General features: G+C 44.2%; 16 protein-coding genes. 6 read left to right on the forward strand and 10 right to left on the reverse strand.

Annotation, left to right across the window (positions count from 1 at the left end; genetic code table 11):
- Positions 1 to 218 precede the first annotated feature (218 nt).
- From K1X84_09280 to K1X84_09295, 4 genes are all read left to right on the forward strand, one after another.
- Positions 219 to 884 carry an NAD(P)H-binding protein gene (locus K1X84_09280; GenBank protein ID MBX7151817.1) on the forward strand — a complete coding sequence of 222 codons (666 nt, stop codon included), beginning with the start codon at positions 219 to 221 and terminating at the stop codon, positions 882 to 884.
- Between the two features lie 72 nt (positions 885 to 956).
- Entirely contained in the window at positions 957 to 1,730 is a 774-nt protein-coding gene (locus tag K1X84_09285) for an aminotransferase class I and II (GenBank protein MBX7151818.1), read from the forward strand.
- Entirely contained in the window at positions 1,708 to 2,100 is a 393-nt protein-coding gene (locus K1X84_09290; protein ID MBX7151819.1) for a DUF3037 domain-containing protein, read from the forward strand. The genes K1X84_09285 and K1X84_09290 overlap by 23 nt, the downstream gene beginning before the upstream one ends.
- Before the next feature lie 86 nt (positions 2,101 to 2,186).
- On the forward strand, positions 2,187 to 3,374 hold the full coding sequence (locus K1X84_09295; GenBank protein ID MBX7151820.1) for a hypothetical protein: 1,188 nt from the start codon (positions 2,187 to 2,189) through the stop codon (positions 3,372 to 3,374).
- 79 nt (positions 3,375 to 3,453) lie between these two features.
- On the opposite strand, the gene K1X84_09300 is transcribed toward K1X84_09295, so the two are convergent.
- From K1X84_09300 to K1X84_09310, 3 genes are all read right to left on the reverse strand, one after another.
- Positions 3,454 to 6,702 carry a glycosyl hydrolase gene (locus tag K1X84_09300; protein MBX7151821.1) on the reverse strand — a complete coding sequence of 1,083 codons (3,249 nt, stop codon included), beginning with the start codon at positions 6,700 to 6,702 and terminating at the stop codon, positions 3,454 to 3,456.
- 124 nt (positions 6,703 to 6,826) lie between these two features.
- The gene (locus tag K1X84_09305) at positions 6,827 to 7,312 is read right to left on the reverse strand and encodes an SRPBCC family protein (GenBank protein ID MBX7151822.1); all 486 of its coding nucleotides are present in this window, start codon (positions 7,310 to 7,312) and stop codon (positions 6,827 to 6,829) included.
- 46 nt (positions 7,313 to 7,358) lie between these two features.
- Positions 7,359 to 7,646, reverse strand: coding sequence for a hypothetical protein (locus tag K1X84_09310; protein ID MBX7151823.1), 288 nt, complete (start codon positions 7,644 to 7,646; stop codon positions 7,359 to 7,361).
- A 135-nt stretch (positions 7,647 to 7,781) separates the two neighbouring features.
- On the opposite strand from K1X84_09310, the gene K1X84_09315 reads away from it, so the two are divergent.
- Positions 7,782 to 8,996: an ectonucleotide pyrophosphatase/phosphodiesterase gene (locus K1X84_09315; protein ID MBX7151824.1), complete on the forward strand. Its 1,215-nt coding sequence runs from the start codon at positions 7,782 to 7,784 to the stop codon at positions 8,994 to 8,996.
- Here the strand turns inward: K1X84_09315 and K1X84_09320 are convergent.
- Complete coding sequence (locus tag K1X84_09320; protein ID MBX7151825.1) at positions 8,916 to 9,602, reverse strand: sphingomyelin synthase family protein; 687 nt, start codon at positions 9,600 to 9,602, stop codon at positions 8,916 to 8,918. The two genes, K1X84_09315 and K1X84_09320, sit on opposite strands and share 81 nt — an antisense overlap.
- A 44-nt stretch (positions 9,603 to 9,646) precedes the next feature.
- Complete coding sequence (locus K1X84_09325; GenBank protein ID MBX7151826.1) at positions 9,647 to 10,249, reverse strand: LEA type 2 family protein; 603 nt, start codon at positions 10,247 to 10,249, stop codon at positions 9,647 to 9,649.
- 201 nt (positions 10,250 to 10,450) lie between these two features.
- On the opposite strand from K1X84_09325, the gene K1X84_09330 reads away from it, so the two are divergent.
- On the forward strand, positions 10,451 to 11,080 hold the full coding sequence (locus K1X84_09330) for an energy transducer TonB (GenBank protein ID MBX7151827.1): 630 nt from the start codon (positions 10,451 to 10,453) through the stop codon (positions 11,078 to 11,080).
- 5 nt (positions 11,081 to 11,085) lie between these two features.
- Here the strand turns inward: K1X84_09330 and K1X84_09335 are convergent, their stop codons facing one another.
- The 5 genes from K1X84_09335 to K1X84_09355 form a co-directional block, all read right to left on the reverse strand.
- Positions 11,086 to 12,639, reverse strand: a complete 1,554-nt coding sequence (locus K1X84_09335; GenBank protein ID MBX7151828.1) for a radical SAM protein — start codon at positions 12,637 to 12,639, stop codon at positions 11,086 to 11,088.
- Between the two features lie 194 nt (positions 12,640 to 12,833).
- Positions 12,834 to 13,838, reverse strand: coding sequence for a patatin-like phospholipase family protein (locus tag K1X84_09340; GenBank protein ID MBX7151829.1), 1,005 nt, complete (start codon positions 13,836 to 13,838; stop codon positions 12,834 to 12,836).
- Between the two features lie 43 nt (positions 13,839 to 13,881).
- Positions 13,882 to 14,418: a hypothetical protein gene (locus K1X84_09345; protein MBX7151830.1), complete on the reverse strand. Its 537-nt coding sequence runs from the start codon at positions 14,416 to 14,418 to the stop codon at positions 13,882 to 13,884.
- 73 nt (positions 14,419 to 14,491) lie between these two features.
- Positions 14,492 to 14,965, reverse strand: a complete 474-nt coding sequence (locus K1X84_09350; protein ID MBX7151831.1) for a hypothetical protein — start codon at positions 14,963 to 14,965, stop codon at positions 14,492 to 14,494.
- A gap of 14 nt (positions 14,966 to 14,979) precedes the next feature.
- Positions 14,980 to 15,576: an N-acetylmuramidase family protein gene (locus K1X84_09355; GenBank protein MBX7151832.1), complete on the reverse strand. Its 597-nt coding sequence runs from the start codon at positions 15,574 to 15,576 to the stop codon at positions 14,980 to 14,982.
- Positions 15,577 to 16,126 lie beyond the last annotated feature (550 nt).

The raw sequence follows: 16,126 nt of genomic DNA on the forward strand, positions 1-16,126 counted from the left end.
GCCATCATTGAAAAAGAAGGCGATATGTATGTTGCATTGTGTCCTGAACTTGATATAGCCAGTCAAGGCGATTCGGTCGAAAGCGCGCGTACCAATCTTCAGGAAGCTCTGGAACTGTTTTTTGAAGACTCTTCAGAAAATGAAATTCACGAACGAATACACACGTAAGTTTTGTGACCGTATGAAAACCTTTTGCACAACTCTATCACATCATAACTATGCCCATTAAAGCTATACTCTTCGGCGCGACCGGCATGGTCGGCGAAGGCGTTTTACACGTCGCATTGAATCATACTTCCGTAGAATCGGTTCTCGTGATCGGGCGGAAACCGTGCGGCGTATCGCATCCGAAATTGCAGGAATTGATCCACGCCGATTTCTACGATTATTCGGCGATTGAAGATAAGCTGAGCGGCTATGATGCCTGTTTTTTCTGCCTCGGCGTGACGTCGATCGGCAAAAGCGAAGGGGAATACCGGCGCATTACCTACGATCTCACGATGGCCGCGGCGACGACATTGTCGCGGTTGAATAAGACTATAACGTTTTGTTACGTCTCAGGCACGGGCACCGACAGCTCGGAAAAAGGCCGCACGATGTGGGCGCGCGTAAAGGGCAAAACGGAAAACGATCTCACGAAATTGCCTTTCAAAGCGGCTTACGCCTTTCGCCCGGGTTACATCAAGCCCATCAAAGGTTTGCGGAACGCATTCGCCGCTTCGAAGTTTATCGGATTATTTTATCCGGTCGTGAAATTCTTTTTTTCCAAGTATGTCTGCACACTGGAAGAATTAGGGCTGGCAATGGTTCGCTCGGCGACGACCGGTTACTCTCAACGGATTTTAGAAAACCGCGATATCCATAAACTGGCTCAAGAAAAGTGATGAACGATCACACGCCCGCCTCACTCAAAAAAACATTTTGAATTAATCCTAATAAGCGACAAATTCCTCTCCATGCGAACGATTCATGTAACACGATACGCGACACCGCTGCGCGAAGGCGGATCGCTGCCGGCGATTGTCGAAGCAGATGACGACGGTTTGTACGTTTTAAAGTTTCGCGGCGCAGGCCAGGGCGCCAAAGCGCTCATCGCCGAATTGGTGGCCGGTGAAATCGCGCGGACTCTGGGATTGCCCGTTCCGGAGATCGTCACGGCCGATCTCGATGCCGTTTTGAGCCGCACGGAGCCCGATCCGGAAATTCAGGATTTACTCCGTAACAGCGCCGGACTCAATCTCGCGCTCGATTATCTCCCCGGCTCCATTACGTTCGATCCGTTGGTCGACGTGATCGATCCGAAACTGGCATCGCAAATTGTCTGGTTCGATTGTTTCGTGATGAATATCGACCGCACACCGCGTAATCCGAATCTCCTCATGTGGCATAAGAAACTATGGTTGATCGATCATGGCGCTTCACTTTATTTCCATCACAATGCGGCGGACTGGTCGGAACACGTTCGTAAACCGCTGCCGAAAGTCGGCGATCATGTGTTATTGTCAAAAGCGTCGCAGTTGGAAAGCGTCGATAAAGAATTGGTTAAACTTCTGACTGCGGAAAAAATCAAAGACATCACAGCTTTAATCCCGGACGAATGGCTTTCGGAAAATTCCTCAGATTCTACGGCTGTAAAGCGGCAGGCTTACGCAGAATTCCTGACAAGCCGTGTCGCTGCATCGGAAATTTTTGTTAAGGAGGCGCTCAATGCCCGGCAAAGACTTGTTTGAATATGCCGTGATCCGGTATCTTCCGCGCGTCGATCGTGAAGAGTTTATGAATATCGGTATTATCCTCTACTGCCCGACTCAGAAATTTCTTCAAGTCGCTTTCGAAATCAATGAACCAAGGCTCACGACGTTTTGCGGCGATTTCACAATGGCCGATCTGCAGGTGCATCTTTCCGCATTTGAACAAATTTGCGCAGGCGGAAAAGATGCCGGACCGATAGGCCAGCTATCAATCGGCGAACGTTTCCGCTGGCTGACCGCTCCGCGAAGTACAATTGTGCAACTATCGCCGACGCACACGGGTTTGTGTACGGACCCCAAAGCGATGCTTGGGCACTTGCTGGAAACGTTGGTAAGATATTCTAAATGAATTATGCGATTTCCTCATTCAAGGTCGTAGCCAATTAAAACATATTCAACTTAACAATATATAATTACCCGTACCTTTACGAACGCATGCTTTCAATAACTCGCCGGCAAATTAAATTTTTTTTCTTCTTAAATTTTTTACTTATACGATGCTCTTTTGCTCAATCAGTTGATGTTGCTGACGATTCATCAGCACTAAGTAAACAACTTTATCATAAATCTGTACAGGAACTGATTGAATATTCCAGAGATGCGCTCCACTGGTATTTATTGCACAATCAGGACTCCTTGGGATTTTACTTAGAACAATGGCAAAGCGTTTACGGTTCAATCGAACCAGCGCAAAGAATCAGAAATTTATGGAATTTAAGGGACGGTACGTTCTCATCAGACTCTATTAACAGTACATTTTTAGCAACTTTATTAGAATACCGGGATCACAAGTTTTCAGAATATAGACATCAACCTTCTGAATCAAAGCCAAACCGGTTAATCTATAAGAATCCGTGGCGATACGTTGAATCATCCTTCAATGATCGCACTAAGAGCGAAGCTTCTGTTATTTCGAAGCGCCTCTCCCCAGATTCTATTAGTTATCGAATCTGTCGCTTTTATGCAGGCGACTTTGATACCCTTCTTCTTCCATTGTATGATGGTCGTTTGCCTATCTCTCCTCTGACAGGCCAGTACCAAAACTTAAAAAGTAGTTTCCGTTTCGGTGGAGAAATTCGATTTGGTTCAAGCATCCCTACAGGCCATGCTTCAGTACTCAACCCGCACCCTTTTTTGGGGTTTGCTTTCGGCACTAAAATGCAGGAATTGGAAGCAATGCTTGGCATGTCATTTTTCATTTCTCGATCGCAACACAGTATTCTGGCAAAAAATTATTCTGGTTCTCAGTCATACGCACGTAAATTTTTTGGCGACTCATTTTTTCTTGACGGCAGTGTATCTCTCATAAGACGTCCCTATCATGAATTAAGAGTTGTAGGCGGGATCTCATGGTACCAATTTTCAAATGATTGGGGAGGATTATTCACTTCGATCATTACAGGCGGCGATGACGATGATGATGAAACTGATCCAGACTCAATTACGATTAACGCTTTTGCTCCACAAATTGGTTTTGAATATCGATATTACACAAAAATCATTAAAGAATCGTTTTGGGGAATTAGGTTTTCAAAATATTTTACAAAACTCAATAACCATGGCGGAACTAATTTAGAGGGAGCTCTTCTCTCCATTTCAATAATTCGAGGCTTCGAACGATAGCAGATGCTTGAAAATCACGATAAAAAAAACCTCGCTGAACAATTCCAGCGAGGTTTTTAATTTTAATTCGAATAAAATCCTATTCTGCTTTCCAGTCCGGCAATCGCCCGGGTGTGTACGGCGCGTCGAATTTCTCCAATTCGTTTTCAACGGCTTTAATATCCGTGGTCACAATGGCTTTTAATTTCTCCAATGCCGGAGCAAATTCTTCCGCGGCAATTTTATAGGCGTCTTTTTGAGTCTGAGTCACATCCGACGTCGTAATCCACGAACCGTCAATAATGTACGTGAGCCGATCCGTAACGGAAGGCGGCTGATTTTCATTTTTATTTTTAATAGTCTTGTTACCCACAAGAATAACTTTGATGTCAGCAATTCCAGCTTTCATTTTACGGATCTTTTCCAATATCGATTTATCGATTCCGACCGATGTCAACGCCGCCTTTTCAAGCGCGCCAACGCGTTGGTCGGCATCATTGACCACTTCCGTCGCCGCAAAAATCGCTTGTTGCATACGCACGACTTTACGTTGGAATTCCAATAAACCTTTCTGGTCTTTGGCCGGTAGCGTCGTGTTGTTCAGCGGCTTACAAATGAAACTAACCGGACCGGCTAATTCCGTAATGACGCCGTCGACGTTTTTCGACATCGAGACTTTGTAAGTGCCCGGGAATACCGGCGTTCCCGATTGTTTATTCACGTCCGTCTTATCACTGACCGGTGCGACATTGGGATAACGTAAATCCCATGTAATGCGATTGACTCCCGTTTTGGCCGGAGCCGTCAGACGGCGAATAACGTTGCCGGTTTCGTCGGTAACGGTGAATATCAGGTACGGCGCTTGTTCTTCATCTTCAGCGCGCAATTGATCCATCGATGGATAGGCTACTGATTTTTTATTTTTCTCCGCTTCTTTTTCAGATTCTTTGCGTTGATCTTTTTTCGTTTTGATATCTTCTTTCAGATAATAAGTAAAGGTAGCGCCGAAATCCGGATTTTTGGCGCGGTAAAACGATTCACCCAGATCCGATTTTTCACTTGAATAATCCGGCATAAACATCAAAGCGTCTTTGATGCTGAAAAGCGCCGCATCTTTTTGAAGTTTATCCGCATTTATTTCCCGCAACGGCGCATAGTTATCCAAAATATAAATGCCGCGGCCAAACGTTCCAACAACAAGATCGGTTTCACGCTGCTGAATTTGCAAGTCGCGCACGGCGATGGTCGGCATGTCGCCTTTTAATTGCGCCCATTTTTTCCCGCCATCGACGGAGAAGTAAACGCCAAACTCCGTTCCGCAGAAGAGCAGATCGGGATTAACAAAATCTTCCGCAATCGTGTAAACGGCTCCATTGTCCGGCAAATTACCTCGGATGGATGTCCACGTTTTTCCTTTGTCGACGCTCTTAAGCAGATACGGTTTGAAATCGGCGTTTTTATGATTGTCAAATGAAGCATAAACGACATTTTCATTATGCTGCGACGCACAAATATCGCTGACGTAGGTCATGTCAGGAACGCCGGTAAATTTGTCGATCTTACGCCAATTTTGCGCATCGTCCGTTACCTGAATCAAGCCGTCGTCGGTACCGACATAAATCAGATTTTCTTTTTTCGGTGACTCTGTGAGCGAAACGATATTGCCATAGAGTGAAGTTGACGAATTTTTTGCGACGGCATCGACGCTCCAGACTTTGCCCATGACCGGTAATTGATTGCGATCGATCTGTCGCGTCAGATCAGGACTGACAGCTTTCCACGTATCCCCGCGATTATCGCTTCTGAAAAGTTTATTCGCTGCAAAATAAAGCCGTGTATTCGAATGAGGGCTGAGAAGCAACGGCGTGTCCCAGTTCCATCGGTGAGCTTCGCCTTTTTCCGGCTGAGGTTGTATAAAAAGCGCTTCACCGCTTTTGCGGTCAAAACGGTATAATCCGCCATATTGAGATTCACCATATACAATATTCGGATCTTTCGGATCAACCTGCGCCTGATATCCGTCGCCACCGACAATTAAAAACCAATCATCATTGGTGATGCCGCCGGTATTTGTCGTGCGGGACGGGCCGCCCCATGAATTATTATCCTGTGTCCCGCCGTAGACGTAGTAAAACGGCTCTGAATTATCCGCAGTGACGCGATAAAACTGCGTCACAGGCAAATTGGAAAAATGGCGGAACGTTTTGCCGCGATCGTACGTTTCGTATAAACCGCCGTCGCCGCCGATCAATAAATGATCGGTGTTATTGGGATCGATCCAAACGGCATGATCGTCCACATGACGGTATTGATTGCCGAGATTGGTCCACGTTTTACCCCCGTCTTCGGAATATTTGAGATATGTATCGACGCTGTAAATAAGATCCACATCTTTCGGATCGCAGAAAATCTCCTGATAGTATTGAGCGCTGGTGGATTTATAATCAAAACGCTTTTCCCACGTCGCACCGCGATCCATCGATCGGTAAAATCCTCCGCCTTCGGCGGCTTCGATTATGGCATACACCACATCGGGTTTTGCCGGCGACACAGCAATACCAATACGTCCAATGTCGCCTGAGGGCAAACCTTCGGTGAGTTTTGTCCACGTTTTACCGGCATCGACCGATTTGTAGATGGCGCCTTCAGGACCACCATTGATCAATGTCCACACATGACGGCGGCGCTGGTAAGCGGTCGCGTAAATCACATCCGGATTACGCGGATCAAATGCCATGTCGCTTACGCCTGTATTTTCGCCGATTTTCAAGACTTGTTCCCACGACTCGCCGCCGTTGGTCGTTTTATATAAACCGCGATCGCCTCCCGATCCCCACAGCGGACCTTGCGCAGCAACATAAACGGTATTCGAATTACGCGGGTCGATGAGAATTTTTCCGATATGTTCGGATTTTTTGAGGCCGACATTTTTCCACGATTTGCCGTCATCTATGGATTTGTAAACGCCGTCGCCGTACGACACGCTACGTTGACTGTTGTTTTCGCCGCTGCCAACCCAAACGGTATGCGGATTATTCGGATCAATCGTCACGCAGCCGATCGAAAATGACGCTTCTTTGTCAAAAACAGAAGTAAAGGAAATTCCTGCGTTCACGGTTTTCCATACTCCGCCGCAGGCCACGGCTACGTAATATGTAGCTGAATTTTCCGGATGAACCGCCAGATCAATAATTCGACCGGACGTAAGCCCCGGCCCGATCAATCGTAATTTGAGCCCGGAAAATGTTTTAGAATTGAGATAATCGGTGGTGTCTTTTTTTACTTGAGCCGCAGCAAAACCGCTGACCATCAAAAAAACACCCATTAACATCCATAAACTTTTTCGCATCTGATACTCCTCCTCAGGATTTTGAAAAAAATAGAATTAAAATAGATTGGATATAAAGACTGGTCAAGAACTGGCGGCTTGAACGAAGATAGAGGAAAAATGTTACATAATAAAGCAGAAAATTTTAATTGGCATTATTGACCAGGATCTGACCAGTGGCAAGATAATGATTAATGGCGTCCTCCCATTCTTTCATCCATTCCAGGTAATGGCTTTCGCTGAAAGAGAGAATGAACTCATTGCCTTTTTCACTCAGCGCGGTAAATTCGTAAGTAACCGTCGCTTTGGTCGAATGTGAATCCATAGTACTACAATTAATTGAAATTATCCCAAGACGCGAACCGACTGTGAGCCGAAAATATTCTACTCCGTGATTTACCGTATCGATCCTATTCAGCCTCCAGATCGTTTCCGATTCACCGTGATGATGGGTCGTAAAAACCATGCCAGGTTGTGCCGAACCGTCTGCAGGAAAAACCGGGTCAAAATCCCAGCCGTGTGACCATTTTTTTTCATTGACCGGATCGAATAATGGAAAAACTTTATCCACAGGCGCATTCAAAACAATTGAATGGGTCCGGGAAACATGCAAAGCATTAAACGAATTCATAAAATCCTTGTTGGTGCAAGAAAATGTCAGAGCAATTAATAGTAGTCTAAAAATTAGGTTTTTCATGCAGTTTATGGCTCATTTCTGCGCCATATTCCATCTGATAAATTTTTTTAAGTTCATTGATTTTAGCCATCGTATCTTTCCCGAAGGGTAATTTGCCCTCAAAAACATGCAATACGATCCCTTCTAGCAAATCACCTAAAGTCATATCATGATATTCAGCAAGAGCTTTCAGAACTTTCAACATATTTTTTTCAATTCGTACGCCGGTTTGCACTCGTTCGATTTCAGATGATTTATCAATAACTGTAAATCTGGGTTCATCACTCATAAACTAATCCTCCAATTAATTATCTACGTACCATGATACCTATATACATAAATAAAGTCAAGGGAAACTCTTAACTTGAATATTTTATGATAGAGTGTTAAGTTGTGCTCCCTATTCCAAAATAGAGGTACTACCATGCTCCGAATATTGGTATTAATTTGTTTTTTATTTGGTCAGGCTTTTTCACAAGAAAACAGCTTCAAACCGACCGTAATTTTAATCTCCTTCGACGGATTTCGCTGGGATTACCCGGAACGTACTTCGACTCCGAACTTACACGAACTCATTCAAACCGGAGTTCGCGCGAAAGGTTTAATTCCATCATTTCCGACTAAAACTTTTACTAATCATTACACTATCGTCACAGGCCTTTATGCCGAAAACCATGGGATCGTTTCCAATTCATTTTACGATAAAGAATTCGACGAAACGTTTAGCTATAAGAAACCTGAACGTGTCACAGAAAGCCGCTGGTGGGGCGGCGAACCAATTTGGGTTACTGCAGAGAAACAGGGTAAAATTGCCGCTACGTACTTTTGGCCGGGATCGGAAGCCACGATCAACGGTTATGCACCAACATATGCAAAAGCGTACGATGGACGCATACCGGATTCATCGCGTATCGATCACATACTGGCATGGCTGGACTTGCCGGTTGAAAAACGTCCTCAGTTGATCACTCTCTACTTCAGTCACTCAGATGAGATTGGACATAAGGTCAATCCTGATTCGGCGGCTATTCTGCCGGCCATTGCTCATCTCGACAGTATGACCGGACGACTGATCACTGGTCTTAAACAGCGCAATCTTTTTGATAAAGTTCACATCATTATCGTTTCCGATCATGGTATGGCCGCTGTCAGCCGTGACCGGATGGTTTTTCTCGACGATTATCTTGATATGGAGACCGTGGATGTGATTTATGAATCCCCTATTTTCAGTGCGCGTGGGAAAACCATACCTGATTCGGTTGTTTACGCGAAATTATTGAATGCACATCCCAAAATGATGATTTACACACGTGCAACGATGCCTGAAAGATTTCACTACAGCAAAAGTATGCGCATCGGACCGGTTTTCGGCGTAATGGCAGAAGGCTGGTCGGTTACAACGAGAAAGAAGTTCAAAGAAAATTCAAATTGGGATTTCGGCGGAAGCCACGGCTACGATAATTTATTACAGTCCATGCAGGGAATTTTTATTGCTCACGGTCCGGAAATAGAAAAAAATAAAACTATCGAACCCTTTGCCAATATTCATATCTATAACTTAATGGCTCACCTTCTCGGCCTTACGTCCGCTCCCAACGACGGTTCGATAGATGTGATTCGTCCGATCCTCCGGCGCTAAGTATTTTCGCGCATTGATCACAATGCGATAGGCCCCGTACGAAAAAAATAGCGCAGCAAAAACATCAATGCTGTAATGCACATGTTGTAAAATGACGAGGGAACCTACCACTATAGTGCCGACGAATAGCGCGATACGTACTTTTTTCTGTGCTGCGGTTAAAAAAAGAATGAACATCGTTGCCGTGTGACCGGAAAAAAATAAATCCCGTGTGAGCGGTTTGCCGGTTCCAAAAAATTCAACGAACGGATCCGCCAGAATAATAATTGCACGCGGTGCTTCTAATGGCGTCAGGTACATCGCGATCATTCGGATAAATACCATGATCGTATATGTTTGAAATGCAATGGCCATATGTTTCGGTCTGAAAAGGCACGCCACAAATGCCGTGATGATCGCTCCATAAATGAAAACAAAAGTATACCATGTCACATCCTGCGGAGACAGCGCAGCCAGGATCGGATCGTCGAGCGGTGCGCCGCCGCGTAATTCCACCCAATCGAGAAAATGCGAAAATATGTTTAAACTGATTACCATTGCGACAAAACTCAGGATTAATTCGGCCAGAAATTTAGGATCCTTCCACCGTTCACCCGGAGATGTCATTAATAACTTTTCTTCCTGCATATCAACCATATAATACGAAGCCTTTAGTTTTTCTTGTGAAATACTTTCCCGTTTTCCGCGGTGAATGATATATCCACATAGCCGGGATATTCAATGATCTTGCCGGCAATTTCCACCGACGGTTTTATTTTTAAAACGATATTCGATTGCTTCTGATTTTCACCCGATAGATTAAAGGCAAGGTTCAACAGAGCTTCTTTGTTCTTTCCCTGCATTGATTGCTTCAAATCCGCACTGACTGACACGGGAAATTCAACCGAACTGTCCGGAGCAATGTGTACCGCTCGATCCAGCGTGCCTTTGAGCCATTCCTGTTGATCAACCAGTATGATCCATTCCAATTTATTGATTCCAGCTTCAACATCGTTCGGATTATGACTCACAACATTCACATTAAACGTGAGGGGAAGTGAGCCGGTTGCAGCCACCGTTAAAATCTTCGTAGCCTTTTTCAATCCCAAATCGTTGACCGATTTAATACCATCGATCTTTTCGCCGGCCAGATACACTTGCGAAATTGAACGAATATGAAACTCACAGCGTGCAAATTCCTTGGCTTCTTTAATTTGCTTTGAAATTGAACATGCTGAGACTAATAAAAATAAAAAAACCGCTAAATTCCGCATTTACAATTCTCTCACGATATAAAAATCACCTAATTATATTAAATTTTTTCTAAAAGCCAAGTGAAATATACGATGAAAAAACTAAAAGTGACAATCGTATACTTTAAAACATCGGAAAAATTCGTCCGAAAAAATCTTTGTGAAAAAACGATATTTTACTACCAAATACGGTATTGTAGAAACAAACCTTAGGAGTTCATTATGGAAAACGTCATTAGAAATCAGTATCGAAAAACTTTCGAGTGTTCGCTGCTTGCTTCGTTGGTTGCTGTAACGCTATTCATCACTAACACGTCGTTTAGTCACATTCCTAAACCCATAATAATTGATCTGGACATCCCTTTTAATCTTGTAGATGTGACGGTTCAATCAGATAAACGCGCAACAACTCCTAAACGGCCGGCGATGCCCATCGCCGTGGCCGATGAAATACTACTCGACGATGAAATCGCCGATACTGAAGTCATATTGAATACGATTCCCCTGCCTCCACTTGTTTCTGAGATCGAACATTCGACCGAAGAGCCTGAAACATTTATTGTTTATGATGAACCCCCGCATTTAATTGGTAATAATGCGTTTATTCAAAAAAATCTCAAATATCCTGACCTAGCGAGACAAGCAGGAATCGAAGGTAAAGTCGTTGTCAGTATTGTAATAGGAATTGATGGGAAAGTTGAAAATGCATTGATCTTGTCTGAGGATGGTAATGTGGGATTTGGCAAAGCAGCATTAGAAGTTGTAGAGAAATGCCGTTTTACACCGGCCATGCAGCGTGATAAACCGGTACGGGTAAAAATGTCGATGCCAATTTCGTTTCGACTAAGATGATTTTATTACGCCTTTGCAATCATTCCGACAGAATGAGTTTGCGATTTCAAATAGGCATAAGCATCATGATGAATGGCGTTATTTGGAAGCCATGACCAGAGCGGGCCGAGATCACGTTTAAGACGTTGTGTATAAAACTCCGGCAGATCCGTCGACTCCTGTTCAAAATAACTTCTCAACGCCCGATCTTCGTCAAGCTTTTGTCGCACGGCTTTATAATAGCGAATGCGGCCGAAACCTTCTGATGAGACGGCACGAACAAAATTCAATAGCCGTGGAATGGCAGCATGGGTTGCCTGGAATCTGGCTAAAATCCTAGGCCATGAAAAACTGTGCGTACTGAGTTTGATTAAATTATCATAAAATTCCGGCCATTGATAACCTTTTGGACGGACATTCATTGCATGATTATTATTTAAAAAATGAAAAGGAAATGGTAGCACGCGATTGGCTTTTTGATATTCAAGATTAAGCTCTGCCGCCCGACCGAAGGCCGACAGCAGTGAATACGCAGGGAACGCTCCCGGCGTCATATCCAGAAATTTAGCCGTCAATTCAAACGGTTCCGTTCCTTCATCGCAGTCGAGCCCGAGTACAAAATTTGTCTGCACATACGGAATGTGCTGCAAAATCATATTCACCTGATCGGAAACACGACGAACCTTTTCCATGCCCTGGCTTTTGCCGGTTTTCGATTTATTGCCGAGATCATACCACGATTCAATCCCTGGAAGGACGGCTTTGAAACCGTTTCGCTTCATGCGTTTGACATGTTCTTCCGACAGAAGTGATAAACTGCTTTCCGAAACAAAATCGATGCTGTCGGGTGGAACGGCATCTTCGATCATTGTCATATAATCATCGAAACGGATTCCGAAATTGGGATCGTGCCAGCCGACATGCGGTCGTTTGAATTTGGTCAATAAAAATTGCAAGTCCCCTTTCATTTCGTCGAAATCCAGCGGTTGATAAGGCACGACCGCATCGATACAAAATGAACACGTATACGGGCAACCGAGACTGCCGAGCATGCCGACGATCTTAAAGACCGGCGATTTTTCCAATGTCGATTCTATGAATTTCCATCGTGCCCTGACTCCGGGAACATGCGTCGGCTGTTGTGCAGCGGCTAACTGCCGGCCAACCGGGCGGTGTTGCGCATTTTCCTGCAATACGGTTTCAATGATTTTTTTATCGGTAAATCCCAACACATAATCAAAGTGTAACACTGCATCTTCGGGATAGCAACGCGCATGAGGACCGCCCAGCACCGTCACGGCGCCGCGAGAGCGAAACATGTTACTCAACGCATAGGACAATTGAGCGGCTTGTGTAAAAGCGCAAATAAACACCATATCGAGATCGGCAGGCATTTCTGTCATCAAATCTTCTCTCCCGGTATAACACATAAACGTTACGGTGTGGCCTTGTTCTTCGCACCAAACGGCCACCGCCTGCGACATGATGCCGGCAAGATTGGCGTGCATCAGTCGTGCGTACATAGTGTTCGTCGGCCCTTTAGTAACAAGATCAATAATCCCGATACGAAGCTTTTTCATAAACCTCTCACGTTTTGTGGAAAAATTGAAAACCAGGAAACTGTTTCGAAAATCAGATGTGAAATCAAAAAAGGATGGAATTAATATAAGGCTAGGTAAAGAAAATAGCTATTTAATTATTGAGAAAAAACTTGGAGGCATTTTCTGTTTTCCAATCGCTTTCCAATAACGATTCGGATGGCAATATTGATTGCTTACTTGCTTTGCGAGTTGATCAAAACATCGGCCAAATCTTCAATTGGCACCCGATATTTATTAAAAGCCGCATCACCAGCGACTTGAAGCGCCTTGAGATTTTTTTCGGAAACGTCATCCATTTGAGGACTTGCTTCGCCGAGTTCTGGTTCAATGCGCAGGTATTGTTTGGAGCAGTCAATGGCATCGAACATCATTCGGAGTTGGTAATCAGCCACTTCAGGACCGGCCGACATAATAATATCGAGAATAGGTTGGAGCCATTCGGCCTTTCCCCACTTTCGTGCTTCTTCATATTTATAAGACTTCTCGATTTTTCCGGTTCCAATGGACAAGATCACCATGTCTTTGGCTGTAGGATTGCCTTTGAATTTTCTTGCTTCGGCATAGGCACATAATGCGGGATTGTTGGCAAATACACCACCATCAACCAGTGGAATTTTTTTTCCGGCCATCGAGGTTACCAGAGCCGGAGCAAAATAAGTTGGAGCGGCCGAGGTGGCCCGGGCGACTTGCCTCGTTAAAAAATTGTTTTTTGGTTCATAGGCATCGTGTTGAGCAAAAAATTCAGCGCTGCGATTTTCAATATCATACGCGGTCACCAGTGATGGCTTGAGCAGATCTTTCAACTGAACATCGCCGAAATAATCGGCCAAAGCTTTTTCCAGACCTTTGACTGAATATTCCTTATCCACAAAACCCCATAACGTTTTGACCTTGCGCCAGAAAGACGATTCAAAAATGTCTTTACCGCGCTTAACATAAATATCAACCGCTTCATCCGCACGGTACTTTGGTCGTGAGGGTTTTGCGGGATCGGGAATGAGATAAAAACACGTGAGAATACCGCCGGTGCTCGTTCCGGCAATCAAATCGAAATAATCGGCAATCCGTGCATCGGGATTCCCGGATTTATCCTGAAAAATTTTCTCCAAATGAATGAGAATTTGTCCGGGAATAATTCCCCGGATTCCGCCGCCGTCTATCGATAAAATACGCGTCATAATTTCACCTTATTATTCAATCACCATCTTCAAAAATGTATTCCTACTCCTTTTTGGCACGGAGAAGTTCCAATCCTTTCGTACCAAAATAAAACGCTACCATCATCAAAAATGCTTCACCCATGAGCGAAAATGTAGCCTCATCATTAGGATGAGCTCCGCTAAAGCGAAGAAGAAGCATCGCCGTTCCCAATACTAAAATGGTCAACGCAATCGTGCCGCGAACGGTTCCGTCCGGGAGGCCAAACGTTTTGTCCTTGTAAGGATTATCTTCAGGGAGTGACATTTCTTCGTCGGTAACAACCAGCCCGTCACCTTTTCTCTTCAACGCCAGTTCTTTATCGGCGATCATTCGCTCCCATTCGCCGTCCGAATAGCCCAGATTAATATTATAAAAGTAAATCGCCCAGATGTAGTATGAAAACATCAGGGCAAACCACATAACGATGAGATCGACGCTGATACGCATATAGATATCCGGCAAATCAGGATTAATAAAAATCAGGCATGTGCCTAGAGAAAAAATATTCAACGACCACATCGCGATGACAATTCGCTTTTGCATATTCGGAAATTTCATAACTCATCTCCTTATCGAAACAACGTTTATTTTTAAAAATCTCCATCCATACTTGCTTAAAAATAAGCTCATATTATTTTGAGACAATGAGCCCAAGAACTCCACCCGCTATCATAGACAGCCCGGACATAATCCACATTCTCAATCGCGCTTTTTTAAGTTCGTCCAGCGCCCGGTCAGTATTGGCCGTCGAGCGGTCCACAAGAGTATTCGATTGTTCAAGCAACGAACGGTATTTTACGATCGCAGTATCTTGACGCGCGATAAATTTATCCTGCACCATCCGAAGACTATCCATATAATTTGTGACACGTTCGAGTTCTCCGGTTAGTTCGGCATAATGAGCCGCCATGTCTTTATAGTATTTCAGTTCGCCTTGCAGCAAGTAATATTTCTGTTTGCTCAGAATGTACAAGCTATCGCATCGTGCGGTATAACTGCGACCGGTTCGTAAAAGCCCGATCGTATTCGCGTCATCGCACGGATCCTGAGCTAAAATGGATCTCGTCGGCCAAAACAGCAATAGTATTACAATACCAATTTTCATTGAACCTCCGTGAATTACGATTTACTGAAATCTTCATACGCCTTTTTCAACAACCCGGCATAAACGGCAATTTGCCCCGAACCGTTATACCGTTCTGCAAATTTCTCCCAATTTTTTGAAATCAAGAAAGGAAGTATGCCCTGATTTTTAATCAAATTGCAAAAGGCGGTAAGATGATCGTTCTCTGAAATGTAGTGAGCATCGACAAATTTATTTACCGATCCAAATCCAGCAGGCGCATAATTGAAGCCCATAATCTGGAACGCCCCCCACGAAGCCGATGCCAGAGCCGCTTCATCGTTGATCGTGCGCGCCCGATCGAGGCGTTCAAACTCTCCGACTCCGCCTTTGTAGAAAGTTTTGACCCACTTCGGATATATAATATCAGGATATTTCTCCGACAGCGGTGCAGGATCTATTTTACGAAGGGCTAATTGACGCCAGAAAATGTGGCCTTCAAAAAGAATTTTTGGTCTTCCGTCATTTAAAAAGCCACCGCCGGATGATTCCACTTGAATTACAGCCCGGAGCGCAGCGAGCTCTACGCCAATTTCTTTGGCTTTGTCTTCCTTATCTTTCAGCGTCAATGTCCGGCTCTTTTCTTTGAGCATGATGGCTGGAAATTGTTTTTCAATCGGCGCCGGTACACCAAGTTCAACTACATCTTTATGAATGTCTTTTTCAAATTGATCTTTTTCGTCAGGATCAAGATTCTTGATATACTTTTCTGAGCCTTGCGCCTTCATGTCGGTAATAATATCTTTAAGCCGTTGAGCATGGGCGGTCGATTCAGTAATTTTGGCTTCGTATTCTTTACGTTTCGTTTCATATTCAGTCCTGTCTGTAGTCAAAGCTTCGTCCGCCGTTCGTGTCTGCGAGCGAATGACCTGTAATTCTTTTTTAATCGCTTCATTTTCAGCACGAATCTCTTTTTCTGCTTTCGATGGCCCGAACAAATCTCCGATTCGTTTAAAAATTCCAATAATAAAACCGAATAAACCAACGAGCCAATGCCAGGCATTTTTGAAAAACGTACCAATCCCTCGAACGATATTTTCTAATTGCTCCCCATGGCCGGTTAAATAAAAAGCTAAAGCAATGAGCAGCAATGCAATTAAAATAATACCGATGATTTTAAAAATTTTCATAACGTTGCTTCTT

It is taken from the genome of bacterium (genome assembly GCA_019695335.1).
In the GTDB taxonomy this organism is placed as follows: Bacteria; CLD3; CLD3; order SB21; family SB21; genus JABWBZ01.